The sequence below is a fragment of the Blautia sp. SC05B48 genome (genome assembly GCF_005848555.1).
In the GTDB taxonomy this organism is placed as follows: Bacteria; Bacillota; Clostridia; order Lachnospirales; family Lachnospiraceae; genus Blautia_A.
The window spans coordinates 741,159-760,684 of the sequence record NZ_CP040518.1 but is presented as its reverse complement, the minus strand read 5'-3'; the positions used below and the strand labels follow the sequence as shown (position 1 = coordinate 760,684).

Genomic DNA, 19,526 nt, shown 5'->3' with positions numbered 1-19,526 from the left:
AATCAACGTATGGGTGTAAAGTCCTTTTTGTTGGACTCTGCTATGATGTAATGGGGGCGCTGCTTGACCTCCATATAGGTTTTGGCTATGTATTGTCCCATGATACCCAGGCAGAAAAGCTGCAGGCCGCCGATGAAGATGATGACACAGATGGTGGAAGCCCAGCCTGGGACCGGATCATCGAAGATCAGCTTTCGGACGATGATGGCTACCAGGACCAGAAAGGAAAAACCGGTCATGGTCGTTCCGAACCAGGAGGCGATGGTCAGCGGTACCTGAGAGAAATTGATGATGCCGCTGACGGCGTATTTAAACAGCTTCCAGAAGTTCCATTTGGTTTCACCGGCTACGCGTTCGATATTTTTGTAGGGGAGCCAGCAGGTGCGGAAACCGATCCAGCCGAAGATTCCCTTGGAAAAGCGGTTGTACTCACTCATGGAGACAATGGCATCCACCATACTGCGTTTCATCAGACGGAAGTCTCTGGCACCGTCCACAATATCTGCATCCGAGATCTTATTGATCAGTCGATAAAATTTCCGGGCAAAAAAGCTCCGGATAGGTGGCTCTCCGTCACGGCTGACACGTCTGGTGGCAACGCTGTCATATTCTCCGGATTCCAGCTTCTCCAGCATTTCCGGGAGAAGGGACGGCGGATCCTGAAGATCAGCGTCCATTACTGCTACATAATCGCCGCCGGCATTGCAGAAGCCTGCATACATGGCAGCTTCCTTTCCGAAGTTTCTGGAAAAGGAAAGATAGATCACATGAGGATCCTTTTCGGAAAGCTCTTTTAAAATCTCAAGGGTTCTGTCTCTGGAACCGTCATTCACAAAGATCAGTTCATAATCACAGTTCATTTGCCTGAGGACAGAAGTGGCTTCCGGGTAAAAAAGCGGAAGAGATTCTTCCTCATTGAAGCATGGTATAATTAAAGAAATCATTTTTTGCCTCGTTTTCCCGATCATAAAAAATGATCATTTTGGCGGTTATCTGTAGTCCGCCCTGGTTTCAGGTTGCTTTTGGATGGATACTATCATATCATATTTGTCCGGAATCGGCTATAAAACAGAGGATTTTTTTCTTGCACCGCTGTTTTTTTGTGATAAACTGTAAAAAAAGACAGAAAAAAGATAAACAAGAGGTGTGATATGCTGGAAAAATTTAACAGCTTTATGGAGAAATGGATGGCTTTTGTGACGCCGGCTTGTCTGCTTACGGGGGTACTGTTTCCGGATATTGCGAAGCATGGCGTGCCCTATGTGACGTATGCTTTTGCATTTATGACCTTTATCGGTGCGCTGAAATCCAGGTTCCGTGATGTGGCAGATGTGTTTAAGAGGCCGCTTCCGCTGATCCTGATGCTGCTGATCCTTCATGTGCTGGGACCGGTGGCCGCCTGCAGTCTGGGACATCTTCTGTTCCCGGGCAATATGAATTATATCACAGGAATGGTGCTGGAATTTTCCGTACCTGCGGCGGTGATCAGTCTGATGTGGGTATCCATTTATAATGGAAACAGTCCGCTGTCACTTTCGCTGGTTGTGATCGATACGATTCTGTCTCCCTTTCTGATCCCGGCAGTATTGAAGCTTCTGGTGGGCTCCAGCGTAAAAATGGATACTGCGGGAATGATGAAGGAGCTGGTTTTCATGATCGCTCTGCCGGCAGTCCTTGCCATGTGCCTTAATGAAGTCAGCCATGGAAAGGTTATGGAGACCTGGCCGAAAAAGCTGGCACCTTTTTCAAAAATGTGCCTGATCTTTGTGGTAACTTCCAATTCCTCCAAGGTTTCTCCTTATATGAAGCATCTTAACGGAGAACGGCTGGAGGTAGCAGCAGCGATCCTGGTCCTGGCAGCAGGGGGATATGCCATCGGCTGGATCATTGCCATTCTTACAAGGCAGAATAAAGCGGCAACGGTTTCCATGATCTATGGTTCCGGAATGCGGAATATCAGCGCCGGTGCGGTGATCGCGGGAGCGTATTTTCCGGCGGAAACATTATTTCCGGTTATGATCGGAACGTTATTTCAGCAGATCCTGGCGGCTTTTTACGGAAGTATGATGCGCCGGATCCAGACCGGACAGCAGGAAAGGGAGAAGGAGCATGGAGTTTCAGCATGAATTGATCATTCCCAATGAGGGATTTCCTTTTAAGCTTTTTCTTTTTGAAGGAAGAAACGGAAATTATGTAAGGGAAAAACACTGGCATACTTCGATCGAGATCTTTGCGGTGATGGAGGGGAGCCTTTATTTTTATATCGATGAGAAAGAGTATCCGCTGAAGGCAGGGGAGTTTCTGATCATTAATTCCAATGAAGTACATTCTATTCAGGCGCCTGTACGTAATGAGACCATCGTACTGCAGATCCCGCTGAAGCAGTTTTCGGATTATTTTACCGCTCAGAGATTTATTCGTTTTCGGAGCAGAAACGAAGAGTCTGAGGAAACAGACAGGCGGATGGTTTCGCTGATCCGGGAGATGTACCGGGTGTATGTATCCGGGGAAACGGGGTACGAATTCCGTATCAGGGCAGTGTTCTATGAAATCCTTTATCTTATGGTTTCCGCATACAGGGAAACAGAGGTGGAGGAGAATGCGCTGAAGATCAGCCGAAGATTGGACGCTTTGTCAAAAATAACCACTTATATGCGGGAGCATTACAAGGAGGATCTCAGGCTTTCCGGACTTGCAGCCATGTTCGGATATTCCGATGCATATCTGTCAAGGATGTTCCGGAAATATGCGAGGGTCAATTTTAAGACATATTTACAGGATATCCGCATGGCATACGCCTATAAGGAGCTTTTGAATACAGATCATACCATCAGCTCCATCGCACTTGACAACGGGTTTGCAAGCAGCAGGGCTTTTTCCAGGGAATTTGTAAAGCGTTACGGGATCCTGCCGGGAAGAGTGGAGCGTCAGAATCATAAAAATGTCAAAAAAGTGCTATGAATGAGTCAAGAAAAGCGGCGAAAAGCATACCATGATGTGGTATGCTTTTTTCAGTTCAAAACGAAGATGCAGAGAAGCTGTGAAACAGTAATTTTGCAAGGAGGGTTAAATTGTGAAAATTCAGAAAGTAACAGATCCGGCTTTCCGCAGATACGGAAAAGTTCTGGAGGGATACAATTTCGGTCCGCTTCTGAAGGAGATGAAGCATACACCGGTCCCGGAGGATGTGGTATATGTTCCGTCAGCAGAGGAGCTGGAAGCTCTCGATGTGGAAAAAGAGCTGAAAAACAGAGCGTTTGGTGGATTACCTGTTCAGATCGGATATTGCAATGGTCACAACAAAAAGCTGAATGCCCTGGAATATCATCGGAATTCCGAGATCAATGTAGCAGTGACAGATCTTGTACTGCTTATCGGACATCAGCAGGATATAGAAGAGGATCTTACATACGATACCTCAAAGGTGGAGGCATTTCTGGTACCGGCAGGAACCGGGATCGAGGTTTATGCAACAACTCTCCACTATGCACCGTGTCATGTGAATGAGAGCGGATTTCAGTGTGTAGTTGTTCTTCCGAGAGGAACCAACACAGAGATTGATTTTTCAATGTCAGAGGACGGAGAGGACGGTCTGATGACAGCCAGGAATAAATGGCTTATCGCTCATGAGGATGCGAAGATCGAAGGCGCATTCAATGGATTGAAGGGTGAAAATATCACACTTGACTGATTTTTGATGAAGTGAATAGTTACAAACGAACGATAATATCACCGGTGGAAAATCTGCCGGATATAAAAAGGAGAATGAAGATTATGAACAACATGCCAGAAGTTAAGATCGGAATCGTTGCAGTCAGCAGAGATTGTTTTCCAGAGAGTCTTTCCGTAAACAGGAGAAAAGCTCTTGTAGAAGCTTACACAAAGAAATACGATGCAAAGGATATCTACGAATGTCCGGTCTGTATCGTAGAGAGTGAGATCCATATGGTCCAGGCTCTGGAGGATATCAAAAAAGCAGGCTGTAACGCACTCTGTGTATATCTTGGAAACTTCGGACCGGAGATTTCTGAGACACTTCTTGCAAAACATTTCGAGGGACCGAAGATGTTCATCGCAGCAGCAGAGGAAACACAGGATAATCTTTGCCAGGGACGTGGAGATGCTTACTGCGGTATGCTGAACGCAAGCTACAATCTGCAGCTTCGCAACGTAAAAGCTTATATTCCAGAGTATCCGGTAGGTGACGCAGAGGACTGTGCAGATATGATCCATGAGTTCCTTCCGATCGCAAGAGCAATCGAAGGACTTAGCAACTTAAAGATCATCAGCTTCGGACCGCGTCCTACAAACTTCCTTGCATGCAATGCACCGATCAAACAGCTTTACAACCTTGGCGTAGAGATCGAGGAGAATTCTGAGCTGGATCTTTTCGAGGCATTTAACAATCATGCAGGTGATGAGAGAATCCCGGCAATCGTTAAAGAGATGGAAGAGGAGCTTGGCGCAGGAAACAAGAAGCCGGAGATCCTTTCGAAACTTGCACAGTATGAGCTGACTCTGAAGGACTGGGTGAGAGATCACAAGGGATATCGTAAATATGTAACACTGACAGGTAAATGCTGGCCGGCATTCCAGACACAGTTCGGATTCGTTCCGTGTTACGTAAACAGCCGCCTGACAGCACAGGGAATTCCGGTATCCTGTGAGGTTGATATCTACGGAACATTAAGTGAGTTCATCGGACAGGTTGTAAGTGATGATATCGTTACACTTCTTGACATCAACAACTCCGTACCGAAGGATATGTACAAAGAGTCCATCGAAGGTAAATTCAACTACACACTTCAGGATACATTTATGGGCTTCCACTGTGGAAACACAGCATCCAGCAAGCTGTCCTTCTGTGAGATGAAATACCAGATGATCATGGCAAGATCCCTTCCAATCGAGGTTACAAACGGAACTCTTGAGGGAGATATCAAACCTGGCGACATCACATTCTACCGTCTGCAGAGTACAGCGGACAACAAGCTTCGCGCATATATCGCACACGGCGAGGTTCTTCCGGTTGCAACACGTTCCTTCGGAGCTATCGGTGTATTCGCAATTCCGGAGATGGGACGTTTCTATCGTCATGTGCTGATCGAGGGAGGATTCCCGCATCACGGTGCTGTAGCATTCGGACATCACGGAAAAGCTCTCTTCGAGGTGTTCAAATATATCGGTGTACCGGTTGAAGAGATCGGTTACAATCAGCCGGCAGGCGTGAGATATCCGACAGAGAATCCTTGGAGATAATTAAAACAGGCAGATAAGATCATCCGCAGATGCGGACTGATCCTGCTAAATCAAGTACGATTCAGAAACCGCGAGCTCTCAGGCGTGCAGACGCTGCGAACTGAGAGCCGCGGTTTCTGTATTTACAGGAGGAAAAAATTATTATGTATTATATTGGCGTTGATCTTGGAACTTCAGCTGTAAAGCTTCTTCTTATGGAAGGATCCGGAAAGATCTGCAACATTGTATCAAAAGAATATCCGCTGTTTTTCCCGCATCCGGGCTGGTCTGAGCAGAATCCGGAGGACTGGTTTACTCAGAGCATGGAAGGAATCAAAGAGCTTACAGAAGGAATTGACCGCAAAGAAGTAGCAGGAATCGGTTTTGGCGGCCAGATGCACGGCCTTGTAACTCTGGATAAAGATGACAATGTGATTCGTCCGGCGATTCTCTGGAATGACGGCCGTACAGGTGAGGAAACAGAATACCTGAATTCAGTCATCGGAAAAGATAAACTCTCTCAGTACACAGCAAACATTGCATTTGCAGGTTTCACTGCGCCGAAGATCCTCTGGATGCAGAAGCATGAACCTGAGAATTTTAAAAAGGTTGTAAAGATCATGCTTCCGAAGGATTATCTTGCCTATCGTTTAAGCGGATCCTTCTGCACAGATGTTTCCGATGCTTCAGGTATGCTTCTTCTGGATGTGAAGAACCGCTGCTGGTCAAAGGAAATGCTTGAGATCTGCCATATCACAGAGGCACAGCTTCCGCAGCTGTACGAGAGCTGGCAGGTAGTCGGAAACCTGAAAGCGGAAGTTGCAAAAGAACTTGGCTTCTCAGAAGATGTGAAGGTTGTAGCAGGTGCAGGCGACAATGCTGCAGCAGCTGTCGGAACAGGAACTGTTGGCGATGGCCAGTGCAACATTTCCCTTGGAACATCCGGTACGATCTTTATTTCCAGCAAAGATTTCGGAGTGGATGAAAACAATGCACTGCATTCCTTTGACCATGCAGATGGAAGCTATCATCTGATGGGATGCATGTTAAGCGCTGCTTCCTGCAACAAATGGTGGTCAGAGGAGATTCTTAAGACAAAGGATTTCGTGGCAGAGCAGGCACCGATCCGGAAGCTTGGTGAGAATCAGGTATTCTTTCTTCCATATCTGATGGGAGAGAGATCTCCGCATAACAACCCGGATGCAAGAGGCGTATTTTTCGGAATGTCCATGGATACCACAAGAGCAGATATGACACAGGCTGTTTTGGAAGGCGTTGCTTTCGGACTTCGAGATTCCCTTGAGGTTGCAAGAAGTCTCGGAATCCATATTGAGCGCACCAAGATCTGCGGCGGCGGAGCCAAGAGCCCTCTCTGGAAAAAGATCATTGCAAATGTGATGAACCTGAAGGTGGATGTGCCGGAGAATGAGGAAGGCCCGTCCATGGGCGGTGCAATGCTGGCAGCAGTAGGCTGCGGTGAATACCCAGACGTGGAAACAATCTGTAATAAGCTGGTCAGGGTAGTAGATACGGTAGAACCGGAACCGGAGCTGGTTGCAAAATATGAAGAAAAATACCGGAAATTCCGCAAACTGTATCCGGCAATGAAAGAGTTGTTCAGATAACAGCCATTTTCACAGATAAATATTGTTCTGCTTCATATGTATGGAGCACTGAACGGTTAAAGATCAGGAGCATGTCACAGCTCCTGATTTTTTCTGTACTGTCTTGGTGTACAGCCCTTGATTTTCGTAAAGATCTTTGTGTAATAATTAGAGTCCGAAAAACCGGACAGCAGTCCTGATTCCGTAATAGAACAAGAGGGATTTTCCAGATATTCCAGGCTGCGTTCAATGCGGTATTCCTGGATGTATCCGAAGAGAGTGATATTCATACATTTTTTGAAAAGCCGGCTGCATTCGCTGGGACTTAGGTGGATCAGGTCTGCAACATCATTCAGGAGGATCTTTTCAGAGTAGTGTTCTGCGATATAGGACATGATCTGACGGATGCGGCGGTAGTTTTCTTCATCCTGGCCGGATGGAAGAATTGCCCGGGAGATCGTATTTTCATACAAGATCTTCCAGAAGTGCTGCAGTCTGGCGATGATCTCAAATTCATACATGGGTTCCCGGCTGCAGTCCAGCTCGATGATGTCACGGATATCTTTTATGGCCTCGGAATGCCATTTGCAGGATAGATCAAGCGGTACGGCAGACAGGGAAAAGCTTCGGAGGATCGGTTCTGTATATTTCTGGAAAAGAAGGCTTCCCGAAAATCCGTAGATCAGTTTGGGGTCAAAGGTTATGGGGATATACTGACAGTCCTGATCTTGATACATATATCCGGCATGAAGGGCATTGGCATTGCCAAAGATTGCCTGTCCCTCTTTCAGGTGAAAAGTATTCTGATTGATCTTGTAGAGCATTTTGCCCTTTTCGATATAGGTAAGCTCGATCTCCGGATGCCAGTGCCACAGAAAGGAACCGGTCTCATAGCCGGAAAGCCGCTCGTAGCTTACCAGGAATGGGAAGGAGCTGTCTCCGTGTTTTTTCAGTTCTTTTCCGGCGGGATCTGTGATGATCTGCATGGTGTTACCTCCTTCCTTCTGTGCGCGGATTCTGAAGTGTATATCTGCTTTTCTTAGTGGAACTTATTTTATCAGAAAAGGCATAAAATGCAAAGGGATATTCCGGGATCACCACAAAATAATACGGTTTTTACACAAAATTGTTATGGACAGAAAAGACGGGACTGTTATAATAAAAGTACATGAAGCGTGACAGAGCGGAAGATTTTTTCAGGTTTTTCCGGATCTGGGGTGTAAACTATATAACAGGAGGAAGAAAAAATGGGAACAATTAAAATTCCGGCAGCAGACGTGCTGAAAAAAATCTATGGTGAGACAGAGGAGAGCAGCGCCCGTTATACCAATCTTGCTGTGAATTTCGAGAAGAAATATCATCATGACAAGGCAGAGTTTTTTACTGCTCCGGGCCGTACGGAGATCATTGGCAACCATGTTGATCATAACGGCGGTCAGATCATTGCTGCAAGTATCGATCTGGATACCATCGGTGTTGCTTATCCAAACGGAACCAATGTGATCCATATGATCAGTGAGGGTTACAAACAGGAAGTAGTTGTTGATCTTGACAAACTCAGCGCAGAAACCTATACAAAAGGTACAGATGCTCTTGTTGCAGGTATTATGGAGTATATGCAGAAAAAAGGCTATGCTACCGGTGGATTTGACGCTTATGTTTCCACCAAGGTTATTGCCGCTACAGGTGTAAGCTCCTCTGCTTCCTTTGAGATGCTTGTATGTGCGATCACCAATTATTTCTTTAATGAAGGTAAGCTGGAGTACGGCGAGTATGCGAGAGCAGGTCAGTATGCTGAGAATGTTTACTGGAAAAAGGCTTCCGGTCTGATGGACCAGATGGCTTGTGCTGCCGGCGGTCCGATCCTTCTGGATTTCTCTGATAAAGAGAATATCAGCTGTGAGAAGATCGCATTTTCCTTTGAGGATATGGGCTGCAGACTTGTGATCGTAAATACCGGCAAGGGCCATGCAGATCTCAGTGAGGAATATTCTTCTATTCCTATGGAGATGCGAGAGGCTGCGAAGGCTATGGGCGTAGAGCTTCTCTGTGAGTCCAGTATGGAGAATCTTCTGGCACATGTGAAGGATATTCCGAATGACCGTGCTGTTCTTCGTGCGATGCATTTTTATGAAGAGAACAGACGTGTTGCAGATGCAGTGAAGGCTGTTGAGAATAAAGACGGTGAGGGATTCCTGCGTCTTCTTGAGGAGTCCGGTAATTCTTCCTGGGAGTGGCTGCAGAATTGTTATTCTCTGCAGAATTGCAAGGAGCAGAAGATCACGTTGAGTCTGGCGCTTACCAAGCTGTTTCTGAATAAGATCGGTGCTGGTATCTGCAGAGTTCATGGTGGTGGTTTTGCAGGAGTTATCATGTGCGTGCTTCCGATCGAGAATGCAGATGCGTATGTGGACTATATGGCTCAGTATGTCGGAAGGGAAAATGTCTATCCGATGAATATCAGGAGTACAGGGGCTGTTCATGTTGAGTAATTTTTGACGGCATAACGAACGTCATGGAGGGCGGTTTGTTTCTGAATGCGGCTTTGGCGGCATCCGGAAATGAACCGCCCTTTGCGATGTGCTATGATTTTTTATTTTTTAATCAAAATTTTATGATTTGTTTCTGATTTAAATTTATGGGTTATGGTATAATGAGAAAAATTATAAGAGAGTATTAAAAAAATTTGCAGAAATTTTCAAGGTGAGGTTTCTGGAGTTGTTTTGAGTTTTGTTTTTTCATTATATTTCGTAAGAAAGGTTTGACATATTTATGAGCAGAAGAGAGTTTCTTGAGGTTTTACGGGGGCAGCTGTCCGGACAGATGACCCAGGGGAGAGCTGCGGCTCATGTGCGGTATTATGAGGATTACATTCAGTCTCAGGTCCGGAACGGCCGAAGTGAATCAGATGTCCTGGCAGAACTGGGAGATCCCAGGCTGATCGCCAAGACTTTGATCGATACAGATGACAGTGCAGCTGTTTATGATGAGTCAGGTTATTCTGAAGAGAGCTACGGCGCAGATGATTATGCGGATAATGGGACGGAGAGCAGTGCCGGAAAGGCAAGAAGCTTTAAACTGGATCTGAGCACATGGTATGGAAAGGCGATCGTGATCGCTGTTGCAGTGTTAATTGTGATACTTTTAACAACTGTTTTGGTGGCAGTTGCTCCGTTTTTTATAATTTTTGGTATAGTTTTGTATTTAATATCCTGGTACAGGAAGAAAAAAGTATAATTGTTCCACAATAGCTGTGAAACAAAGATAATTTCCGTGTAATGAAATGGCTTGCTTGTGAAAAAAGTACTTATAAGATTTGCATAAAAAATACGTATTTGGTATTGATTTATAGTGAATTTTACTGTATAATTCATATCAACAAGTTGAGATTGTGTCTGTTTTGTATAAAAACAGACGATGCCATTGAGAAAAGAGAACGGCAGAAGATATGCATCGAAGGATGCGTTATTTTCTGCCGATTTTTTTATCTGTTTTTTTATGGAAGGTGATCAGAATGGATTGCCTTGTTGAGGTACAATAAATTGTGCAAAATAGATAAGAAAGTAACAATTTAAAATAGATAATTATCAAGAATAGATAAAGAAATACCAAAAAAAGAAAAAAATAACTGTTGATTATATTCAAGAAATGTGTTAATATTTGGTAAAAAGTTGGTAAAGATAACAAATGTGCAAATACGAAGGAGGGTAGTAAGGGGGCATTTTTGACAGCAGGACGTAAATGAGCGTTTTGCTTAATGTATTGGGGTAATTGCTGGAAGATATAACGGAAGTGTTTTTCAGCAAAATGTGTAATGAGCAACATGATCAGCACTGTCAGGGAGACAGAGATATCAGGATGATGCAGCTGATCGGTAGTACGTAAATTTATGAAAAGCAGGTGATATACAATGAAAAGTAAAAAATCTTTTTTCAGGACAGTGGAGCCTTATCTCTATCTGGTTCCTGTAATGATCCTTTTTATACTGTTTGTATTCTGGCCGTTCGTTAAGACGATCCAGCTGAGCTTTGCCAGAACCACACCTCTTGGTCAGGTGGCACAGTACGTAGGACTTGACAACTATACGAATATTTTTACAGACGGAACGTTCCTTAACAGTTTGGTGGCAACACTGAAATTCTCTGTTATGCGAGTTATCCTTTCTATTGTGCTCGGTTTTATACTGGCAATCATCAGTACAGAGAAGATCAGGGCGAAAGGATTTTTCCGTACTGTATATGCACTTCCGATGGCTATTTCCGCAGCAGCGGCATCTGTAGTGTTCATGTTTATTTTCCACAGCTCTCTGGGTATCCTGAACAAGGCTCTCGGAACTCATATCGGATGGCTGACAGATAAGAAATATGCACTGATCGCAGTTACGATCGTCAGTGTATGGATGGCTATCGGTATGAACTTCATTTACCTTACTGCAGCGATCCAGAGTGTACCGGCTGAGCTTTATGAGAGCGTTGCCCTGGATGGAGCGAATTTCTTCCAGAAGCACCGCCATGTAACGATTCCGTCAATCTCTCCGACACTGTTCTTCCTTCTCATCATTAATGTCATCAACTCCGTACAGGCATACGCAGAGTTCAAGATGATGACCCAGGGCGGACCGGCAGAGAGTACCAACGTTATTGTGTATGAGATTTACCAGGAGGCATTTATCAACAGCCGTTTCGGTGTGGCCTGTTCAGAATCCGTAATTCTGTTTGTTATTTTGATCATCCTGACTGCACTGCAGTTTAGACTGGAAAAGAAGGTGACCTACTGATGAAAGAAAAACCATATGTAAAAGTGGCGATGTATGCGCTGAATATTATTTTTGCAATTATTATCATTGTTCCTGTTATCTACTGTTTCAATGTTAGTATGATGGATCTGAAGGAGATCTACGGTGGAAGGTTCTGGCCGTCCCATCTGACTATCGAGAACTATACGAGAGCATTTCAGCTTGCACCGTTCTTTACTTTCATTAAGAACTCACTGATCGTATCCGGTGTCATCACGGCAGCACAGGTTATCACAGGTGCTCTTGCTGCTTATGCTTTTGCAATGATGGAGTTTAAAGGCAAAAAAGTCCTGTTCTATATTATGCTGGCAACCATGATGATCCCGAGCCAGGCGATCATCATCGCAAACTACCTGACAATCGCTGACTGGGGTATCCGCAATACATATGCAGCTCTGATCCTTCCGAATGCGGCAGCAGCCTTTGCAGTATTTAACATGCGTCAGGCATTCCTGACACTGCCGAAAGAGATTCATGAGGCAGCCGAAATTGATGGATGTACAAACTTCAAGTTCTTATATACAATCGGTGTTCCGCTTATTAAACCATCACTTGGTGCTCTGATCATCTATGTATTCCTTCAGAGCTGGAACTACTATCTGTGGCCGCTGCTGGTAACAGACAGTGTAAATATGAGAACTGTTCAGATTGGTCTTGGTATGCTTCAGGGTGCTGAGGCAACGGACTTCCGACCTGTTATGGCAGGTGCAATGGTAATCCTGATCCCGTCAATCCTTGTATTCATCATTGGTCAGAAACAGATGATCAGTGGTCTGACAGCAGGTGCTGTTAAAGGTTGATTTGATCACAGATATTGGGTAATGTAGCGAAAATGTTAATTTATCCGGCCTGTATGGGGCGGGCCGGAACAAATAAAAAGGAGGGTTTTTATATGAAAAACACAATAAAAATCTGATTATCCGCTAAAACACAGTATCTATCAGCATTTTCAAGGAAACAAACACATCAATTTACTACTTATTTACTACTAACGAATGAGCCTTGATACGCAAGTTTTCCTAGATATGCAAAGATATGGTACAACACATCAGTATTGAAACAAGAAAAAATTGAATAACTTATAGACTATGGAACGCCTAACATGACGTTCCTTTTCTATTTCCAGCCGTTCTTATTGGACGGCTATTTTATTACCCAAAATGAAAGGAGCATTAGATTTATGAAAAAGATGTTAAAACGATTGTGTACTGGCTTCTTAGCTCTTGCAACTGTCGTTACTACTTTACCGACGACACCCGTTCATGCAGAAAGCAAGCAATACTGGACGGAGTCAAAAGAGCGTGTCGGTATCGTTGAAAAAGTAATGAATGACGGTTCGATTGGTTCTACTTTTAACGAGGGACATTTGACCGTCGAGGGCGAGGACGCTTACTGTATCGACATTAACACAGATTTTAGGAATGGCTACAAGACCAGAATTGACGCAAGCACCCGTATGAGTGCCGACCAGATAAGCGACGTTGCCTTATCTATCGAATATGTGAAACAGTACACAGACAGCCACAGCGGAATAAGCAACAATCACGCCTACCTTTTAAGACAGCTTGTTGTCTGGCAGAGATTGAGCGTACATCTTGGCTGGCAATGCGACAACGTGAGAGCTTCTTATGATGAAATTCCAAAGGCAACGCAGGACGAAGTTTTCTCTGGTGCAAGAGCCTTTGTCAAAGAAAATAAAGGACGTTATGAATGTGGCGGTTATATCTACTCTGGCGAGGGGCAGGAATTGGGGCAATTCTGGGCGAAGTTAAATATCGGAAATGCGAAACTTAAAAAGGCTACCAGTAATACCAGCATTACAGACGGTAACGGGAATTACTCTATCGCTGGTGCAACATACGGTGTCTTTTCTGATAAGAACTGCACGAAACAGCTTGCCACTCTTACGACTGATGAAAACGGAAATACAGATGTTGTAGAGGTAAAAGCAGGCACAGTCTATATCAAGGAATTATCCGCACCAGCAGGATATAAAGTAGATAAAACTATATATTCCTTAAAGGTTGAAGCTGGAAAAACAGCGACTTTGAAAGTATCTGATACACCAAAAGTAACGGACACGTTGATTGAGCTTTTCAAGATTGATATGGAAACACAGAAAGACAATCCGCAGGGGAACGCTTCTCTAGCAGGTGCGGAATTTACATGGAAGTATTATGCAGGCTTCTATAATAAAGACAATCTCCCTGCCGAAGCTACTCGTACATGGGTTACAAAGACAATCGCTGAAACAGACAGCGACGGGTCAACCCACTACATCACAAAATTTGCGGACGCATACAAAGTATCTGGCGATAGCTTCTATATGCAGGACGGTAAAGCGGTTCTTCCACTTGGAACGCTAACCGTTGAAGAAACAAAAGCTCCAAACGGATACTTGTTAGACGGTGCATATATGCAGGCTGGCGATAAGTCCGAACAGATAAAAGACTTATACCTTACACAGATTACCGAGGACGGCGACCTTGCCGTATTATCTGGAAGTAACCAGTTTTCCGTATCAGATAAGGTTATCCGTGGCGGTGTGAAAATTCAGAAACGAGATTTAGAAACGGGCGATACCAAACCACAAGGAAGTGCAACTTTAAAAGATACTGCCTTTGACATCATTTCCTTAAATGATAATGCAGTATTGGTTGAGGGCAAGCTCTATAAGAAAAATGAAGTGGTAAAGACAATTCGTACCGATATTGAGGGTATCGCTTCTACTTCTGCTGACCTTTTACCTTATGGAAACTTCCGTATCGTTGAGAGCGAAGCACCAGACGGATATTTGACAGACGGTGCAAAACCGATTGATTTTACAATCACAGAAAATGGAAAAATCGTGGACTTAACCGACGAAGCCCATTCTATCTATAATCAGATTAAGCGTGGAGATATTGAGGGTGTAAAAATCGGTGCAGGCACACACAAGCGTCTTGCTGATGTTCCTTTTAGGATCACAAGCAAGACAACGGGCGAAAATCATATAGTTGTAACTGATGATAACGGGCAGTTTTCCACTTCTTCTGAATGGGCTTCGCATAAGCACAATACCAACGCAGGCAAGACCAGCGAGGACGGTGTGTGGTTTGGAACTTCTGAACCAGACGACAGCAAGGGTGCATTACCTTATGATACCTACATCATTGAAGAAATGCGTTGCGACAGTAACAAAGGCTTTGAACTTATCCCACCTTTTGAAATCGTGGTATCAAGAAATAACCTTGTGATTGATTTAGGAACGTTGACTGATGAATACGAAAAAGAAATCTCTATCCATACCACAGCGACCAGCAAGGACGGCGAAAAAACTATCCTTGCAGGAAAAGAGGTAACAATCGTTGATACTGTCAAATTAAACGGGCTTACAAAAGGCACAAAGTATCAGTTGAAAGGTTGGCAGATGTTAAAGGAAGAAAACGCCGAGCTTATCATTGACGGGAAACGTGTAGAAAACGATTATACCTTTGTCGCTGATGATGAAGAAATGAAAGTGGAAATTTCCTATATATTCAATGCGTCTGCTTTAGGTGGCAAGAACCTTGTTACCTTTGAAGAATTGTATGATTTCAGCAATCCAGACGAACCCGTGAAAGTTGCGGAGCATAAAGACATTGAGGACGACGGGCAGACCGTACTTATCACAGAGCGTATCATCAAAATTCATACGACTGCTACCGATAAGGACGGCAACAAAGAGCTTGAAGCTGGAAAAGAGGTAACAATCATTGATACCGTAACCTTAGAGGGCTTAGAAGTCGGTACACAGTACAAACTGGTGGGCTGGCAGATGTTGAAAAAAGAAAATGCCGAGCTTCTTATCAATGGGAAACGTGTGGAAAGTGATTACACTTTTACTGCTGACAGCGAAACTATGAAAGTGGAAGTTGCCTTTACCCTTGACGCTACTTCCCTTGACGGCAAACAGCTTGTAACTTTTGAAGAATTGTACGATTTAAGCAATCCAGACGATCCGAAGAAAGTTACCGAGCATAAGGATATTGAGGATAAGGGACAGACGATTACCTTTAAGGAAAAGCCAAAAGAACCAGAGAAACCCGAAACACCACCGACACCAGAAAAGCCAAACAGACCGAGCGACAGTCCCAAAACGGGCGATAACACAAACCTTTACGGACTGCTTGCACTTCTTTTGACCTCTGGTGCTGGACTGGCAGGTATCTTCTTCTACAAACGCCGTAAAATGAAAAAATCATAAGGCGGTAACGGTATGAGAAAAGAAAAATCACGCTCTCCGCCGAAGTTGTCAAACGGCAGACTTCCGCTTATTCTGGCTTGTCTGCCAACAACCTGCAAGAACACGGATAGTCAAGGGTGCGTAAGCATTGATTTTACCCTTTACTATCTGTGGGATTGCTGGTACTTCCCAAACCGCCAGAATAAGAAATCACAATCAATTTATCAAAAATAGAAAGAAACGAGGTAAAACAATATGGAAATGAAATATGTCGTGCCAGATATGGTACAGTCTTTTGGAACTCTTGAATTTGCAGGCGAAAGTGAGCCAGTCTTTGAAAGAGATAAAAATAACCGCAGGGTCTTAGCAAGACGAAGCTATAACCTTTATTCTGACGTACAGAAAGGCGAAAATGTTGTGGTAGAAATTCCCGTGCAGGCTGGCGAAAAAAAGTTCAAGTATGAACAGAAAGTAAAACTTGTCAATCCGAAGTTATACGGCAGAGGTTATGCAATCGGGGATATGGGACATACCGATTATGTGTTAGTTGCTGATGATATTGTAGCAGTTGAAGAAAAGTAAAGGAGTGAAGAATTTATGAGATTATCAAACGGGTTTGTTATTGACAAAGAGAAAACATTTGGAGAATTAAAATTTACAGCGGTGCGTGATGTGTTCTTACAGAATGAGGACGGGACACCGAGTACCCAGCTTAAAAAGCGTATCTATGATTTGAAGTGCAGTTTGCATGGTGGAATTATCCCCGTGTCTGTACCGCCAGAAGTACCGTTAAGAGAATTTCCGTACAATGCAGTCGTGGAACTTGTCAATCCCGTAGCCGATACTGTATCACGAAAAACCTATATGGGTGCAGATGTGGACTGGTATGTAAAGGCAGAGGATATTGTGTTGAAGAATAAAGGCAATCAGAACGCAGGCAATCCACAGAACCCTACACCACAGGGACAGCCGAAGAAATAGGATTGTTGGATAGATTTTCGTTGTAGCGGATATATAAAACTGTTATAATATGGGTATGAAAAATTTAATTATAAGGAGTGCTGTTTATGATAAGAGCTATTATATTTGCTGTATTCGTTGTCCCTATTATATCTCTCGTATTAGATAAGACACAAAAAGCAACTAAAAAAGAAAAATTCACAAATACTGTTTTTGTATCACACGCCTATCAAACAGTATGTCATATTTGTTCATTGATAATGGTAGGAATTGCAATAGCTTTAGGATTGTTCATGGGATTTGATAATACGGTGGGACACTCTGTTGTTTTTGCTATTTTTGTTCTATTGATTGAATTTTGTGCGTGGGCATTAAAAAGACATAAGGTAGTAATTGACGGAAATAATTTGCGTATTACTCCTGCTGTTGGAAGAACAAGAGAAATTTCATTTAATGATATTTCCCGTTGCACAGAAAAAGAGCAAATAGGATTGAAAATATTTGTAGGAAACAAAAAAATTTGTACAGTTTCTTGCGACTGTGTTGGATATAAAGAATTTCTTGAAATGTTAAAAGAGAAAAGTTTACTCTAATACGTTTCGCCCAAATAAACAGTTATATTATTTTAGCAGTTAGTCTTAGGATTGACTGCTTTTTTCATACCCAGAAAGGAGTGAACGATTTATGCGTAAGATTTGGAACAAAGGACACCGTATCAGAGCCAGCGACAAGCACCTTGTTTACCGTTTTTCCATAGGGACACTTCTGTTTGTGTTTGTGGCGGTTCTTCTGCTACTGAATATAAAACAGCTCATGCGTACCGATTGGGAGCATTTCAGCTTGTTAGAAAACGGCTTGACGCTTTCCCCTTACAACTTCATAACTATACTGATAGCGACTGGTGTTTGTGCATTGGTCGCTTTTCTATATTACCGCTTCTGTTACGACAGTTTCAAGAAGCTCCTGCACCGTCAAAAGCTGGCAAGAATGATACTGGAAAATAAGTGGTATGAAGCCGATACCGTGCAAGACAGCGGTTTTTTTACTGACCTGCAAAGCAGATCAAGGGAAAAAATCGTCTGGTTTCCAAAGATTTATTATCAAATGGAAAAGGGACTGCTTCATATCTGCTGTGAAATTACGCTGGGAAAATATCAAGACCAGCTTTTACGGTTAGAGGATAAATTGGAAAGTGGCTTGTATTGTGAACTGACCGACAAGACCTTGCATGACGGTTATATCGAATATACCCTGCTTTATGATATGATAGCGAACCGCATTACTATTGATGAAGTACGGGCAGAAAATGGCTGTCTTAGACTGATGAAAAATCTTGTCTGGGAATATGACGCACTTCCTCACGCTCTGATTGCTGGTGGAACTGGTGGCGGTAAAACCTATTTCCTGCTGACGCTCATTGAAGCCTTACTGCATACCAACGCTGTCCTTTACATCTTAGACCCAAAAAATTCAGACTTAGCAGACTTGGGAACAGTTATGGGAAATGTGTATCACACCAAAGAAGAAATGATAGATTGCGTCAATGCCTTTTATGAGGGCATGGTACAGCGAAGTGAGGAAATGAAGCGACACCCAAACTATAAGACGGGCGAAAACTACGCCTATCTGGGACTGCCACCCTGCTTTCTTATCTTTGATGAATATGTAGCATTTTTTGAAATGCTTGGGACGAAAGAAAGCGTGGGCTTACTTAGCCAGTTAAAGAAAATCGTTATGTTGGGACGACAAGCAGGATATTTCCTTATCGTTGCCTGCCAGCGTCCAGACGCAAAGTATTTCTCGGACGGTATCAGAGATAATTTCAATTTCCGTGTGGGATTGGGGCGTATCAGCGAATTAGGTTATGGTATGCTGTTCGGTTCAGATGTGAAAAAGCAGTTTTTCCAGAAGCGTATCAAGGGGCGTGGTTATTGTGATGTGGGAACAAGCGTTATCAGTGAGTTTTACACGCCTTTAGTCCCGAAAGGACATGACTTTTTACAAACAATCGGCAGGCTTGCACAAGAAAGACAAGTCATGCCAGAACAACAAGGAAAGGAGAACTAACTCATGGAAATAAAAGAAATCAATAAAATAATACAATCAGATGATAAAGACGAGAAAGCTAAGAGCGTAAAATGTATCTGTATCAATTATGGAGATTTTCTAGCCGATTGCGAGGGATTTGTGCAGAAACGTTATCACGATTTTAAATGTAATCCAAAACATCAGTTCGAGAAAAAAGCTGATACTATTCTTGAAAATGCAATTCACGAAAAAAACTTCATGCCCGATTTGTTCTTGATACGCTTAAATAGAAAACAGTCGGCTTGCAACAGCCAGATTGATTTTGTTTTTGAATTGCTTGATAAGTCTTTTCTGGAAACAGACCCTATCCGTAAAAGTGAAATATCAGAAGAAACATTAAATTTATGTTTATCCGCTGATGTTTCATTCATCATGGTTTACATTGGTATGAACAGGTAGGATAAGTTCTGCCTGCACAACGGCAGGAACGGTCGGCGGAGCAAATACGACCGTGGAAGCCGTTTTGCAGAGCAGGGCTTGTCCCTGCTCTGCTGATGAACCCCTCGGTATCTAACAGAGGGGTACGTTTGCAAATAGACAATAGACAAAAAACATAGGAAACATAAGGCTTCTGGCATGATTTCCTAGTAAAAATCAGTTGTGAAGTCGCCTTAAAAAACTTCACACTTTACAGATT

General features: G+C 43.4%; 17 protein-coding genes. 15 read left to right on the top strand and 2 right to left on the bottom strand.

Going from position 1 to position 19,526, the window contains the following annotated elements; all coding sequences use genetic code 11:
- Positions 1–2: 2 nt before the first annotated feature.
- Positions 3–944: a glycosyltransferase family 2 protein gene (locus EYS05_RS03375; RefSeq protein ID WP_118625916.1), complete on the bottom strand. Its 942-nt coding sequence runs from the start codon at positions 942–944 to the stop codon at positions 3–5.
- Between the two features lie 207 nt (positions 945–1,151).
- Between EYS05_RS03375 and EYS05_RS03370 the strand changes: the two genes are divergently transcribed.
- The 5 genes from EYS05_RS03370 (at position 1,152) to xylB (ending at position 6,863) form a co-directional block, all read left to right on the top strand.
- The gene (locus EYS05_RS03370; RefSeq protein WP_138276599.1) at positions 1,152–2,126 is read left to right on the top strand and encodes a bile acid:sodium symporter family protein; all 975 of its coding nucleotides are present in this window, start codon (positions 1,152–1,154) and stop codon (positions 2,124–2,126) included.
- Positions 2,110–2,961 (top strand): AraC family transcriptional regulator, encoded by an 852-nt coding sequence (locus tag EYS05_RS03365; RefSeq protein WP_118515068.1) that lies wholly within the window; start codon positions 2,110–2,112, stop codon positions 2,959–2,961. Before EYS05_RS03370 ends, EYS05_RS03365 begins: the two co-directional genes overlap by 17 nt.
- 112 nt (positions 2,962–3,073) lie before the next feature.
- Positions 3,074–3,691 carry a DUF4867 family protein gene (locus tag EYS05_RS03360; protein WP_118515066.1) on the top strand — a complete coding sequence of 206 codons (618 nt, stop codon included), beginning with the start codon at positions 3,074–3,076 and terminating at the stop codon, positions 3,689–3,691.
- A gap of 83 nt (positions 3,692–3,774) precedes the next feature.
- Positions 3,775–5,259, top strand: a complete 1,485-nt coding sequence (locus EYS05_RS03355; RefSeq protein WP_118625912.1) for an L-fucose/L-arabinose isomerase family protein — start codon at positions 3,775–3,777, stop codon at positions 5,257–5,259.
- A gap of 143 nt (positions 5,260–5,402) precedes the next feature.
- Positions 5,403–6,863, top strand: coding sequence for a xylulokinase (gene xylB, locus EYS05_RS03350; RefSeq protein WP_138276598.1), 1,461 nt, complete (start codon positions 5,403–5,405; stop codon positions 6,861–6,863).
- Between the two features lie 74 nt (positions 6,864–6,937).
- On the opposite strand, the gene EYS05_RS03345 is transcribed toward xylB, so the two are convergent.
- A complete protein-coding gene (locus tag EYS05_RS03345) occupies positions 6,938–7,828 on the bottom strand; it encodes an AraC family transcriptional regulator (RefSeq protein ID WP_138276597.1) in 891 nt (296 codons plus the stop codon).
- Positions 7,829–8,089: 261 nt separating this feature from the next.
- On the opposite strand from EYS05_RS03345, the gene EYS05_RS03340 reads away from it, so the two are divergent.
- From EYS05_RS03340 to EYS05_RS03290, 10 genes are all read left to right on the top strand, one after another.
- Positions 8,090–9,334 carry a galactokinase gene (locus EYS05_RS03340; protein WP_174235827.1) on the top strand — a complete coding sequence of 415 codons (1,245 nt, stop codon included), beginning with the start codon at positions 8,090–8,092 and terminating at the stop codon, positions 9,332–9,334.
- A gap of 280 nt (positions 9,335–9,614) precedes the next feature.
- Positions 9,615–10,079, top strand: coding sequence for a DUF1700 domain-containing protein (locus EYS05_RS03335; protein ID WP_118515058.1), 465 nt, complete (start codon positions 9,615–9,617; stop codon positions 10,077–10,079).
- Between the two features lie 673 nt (positions 10,080–10,752).
- Positions 10,753–11,619 carry a carbohydrate ABC transporter permease gene (locus EYS05_RS03330; RefSeq protein ID WP_227752301.1) on the top strand — a complete coding sequence of 289 codons (867 nt, stop codon included), beginning with the start codon at positions 10,753–10,755 and terminating at the stop codon, positions 11,617–11,619.
- On the top strand, positions 11,619–12,437 hold the full coding sequence (locus tag EYS05_RS03325) for a carbohydrate ABC transporter permease (RefSeq protein ID WP_227752300.1): 819 nt from the start codon (positions 11,619–11,621) through the stop codon (positions 12,435–12,437). The genes EYS05_RS03330 and EYS05_RS03325 overlap by 1 nt, the downstream gene beginning before the upstream one ends.
- 380 nt (positions 12,438–12,817) lie before the next feature.
- Complete coding sequence (locus EYS05_RS03320; protein ID WP_009273766.1) at positions 12,818–15,862, top strand: SrtB-anchored collagen-binding adhesin; 3,045 nt, start codon at positions 12,818–12,820, stop codon at positions 15,860–15,862.
- A 234-nt stretch (positions 15,863–16,096) separates the two neighbouring features.
- Entirely contained in the window at positions 16,097–16,423 is a 327-nt protein-coding gene (locus tag EYS05_RS03310; protein WP_004843348.1) for a YdcP family protein, read from the top strand.
- A gap of 15 nt (positions 16,424–16,438) precedes the next feature.
- Positions 16,439–16,822: a YdcP family protein gene (locus tag EYS05_RS03305; protein WP_138276596.1), complete on the top strand. Its 384-nt coding sequence runs from the start codon at positions 16,439–16,441 to the stop codon at positions 16,820–16,822.
- Between the two features lie 86 nt (positions 16,823–16,908).
- Positions 16,909–17,394 (top strand): DUF6560 family protein, encoded by a 486-nt coding sequence (locus EYS05_RS03300; RefSeq protein ID WP_138276595.1) that lies wholly within the window; start codon positions 16,909–16,911, stop codon positions 17,392–17,394.
- Between the two features lie 91 nt (positions 17,395–17,485).
- Entirely contained in the window at positions 17,486–18,868 is a 1,383-nt protein-coding gene (locus EYS05_RS03295) for an FtsK/SpoIIIE domain-containing protein (RefSeq protein ID WP_138276594.1), read from the top strand.
- A gap of 3 nt (positions 18,869–18,871) precedes the next feature.
- Positions 18,872–19,288 carry a hypothetical protein gene (locus tag EYS05_RS03290; RefSeq protein WP_009290089.1) on the top strand — a complete coding sequence of 139 codons (417 nt, stop codon included), beginning with the start codon at positions 18,872–18,874 and terminating at the stop codon, positions 19,286–19,288.
- The last annotated feature ends 238 nt before the right edge of the window (positions 19,289–19,526 follow it).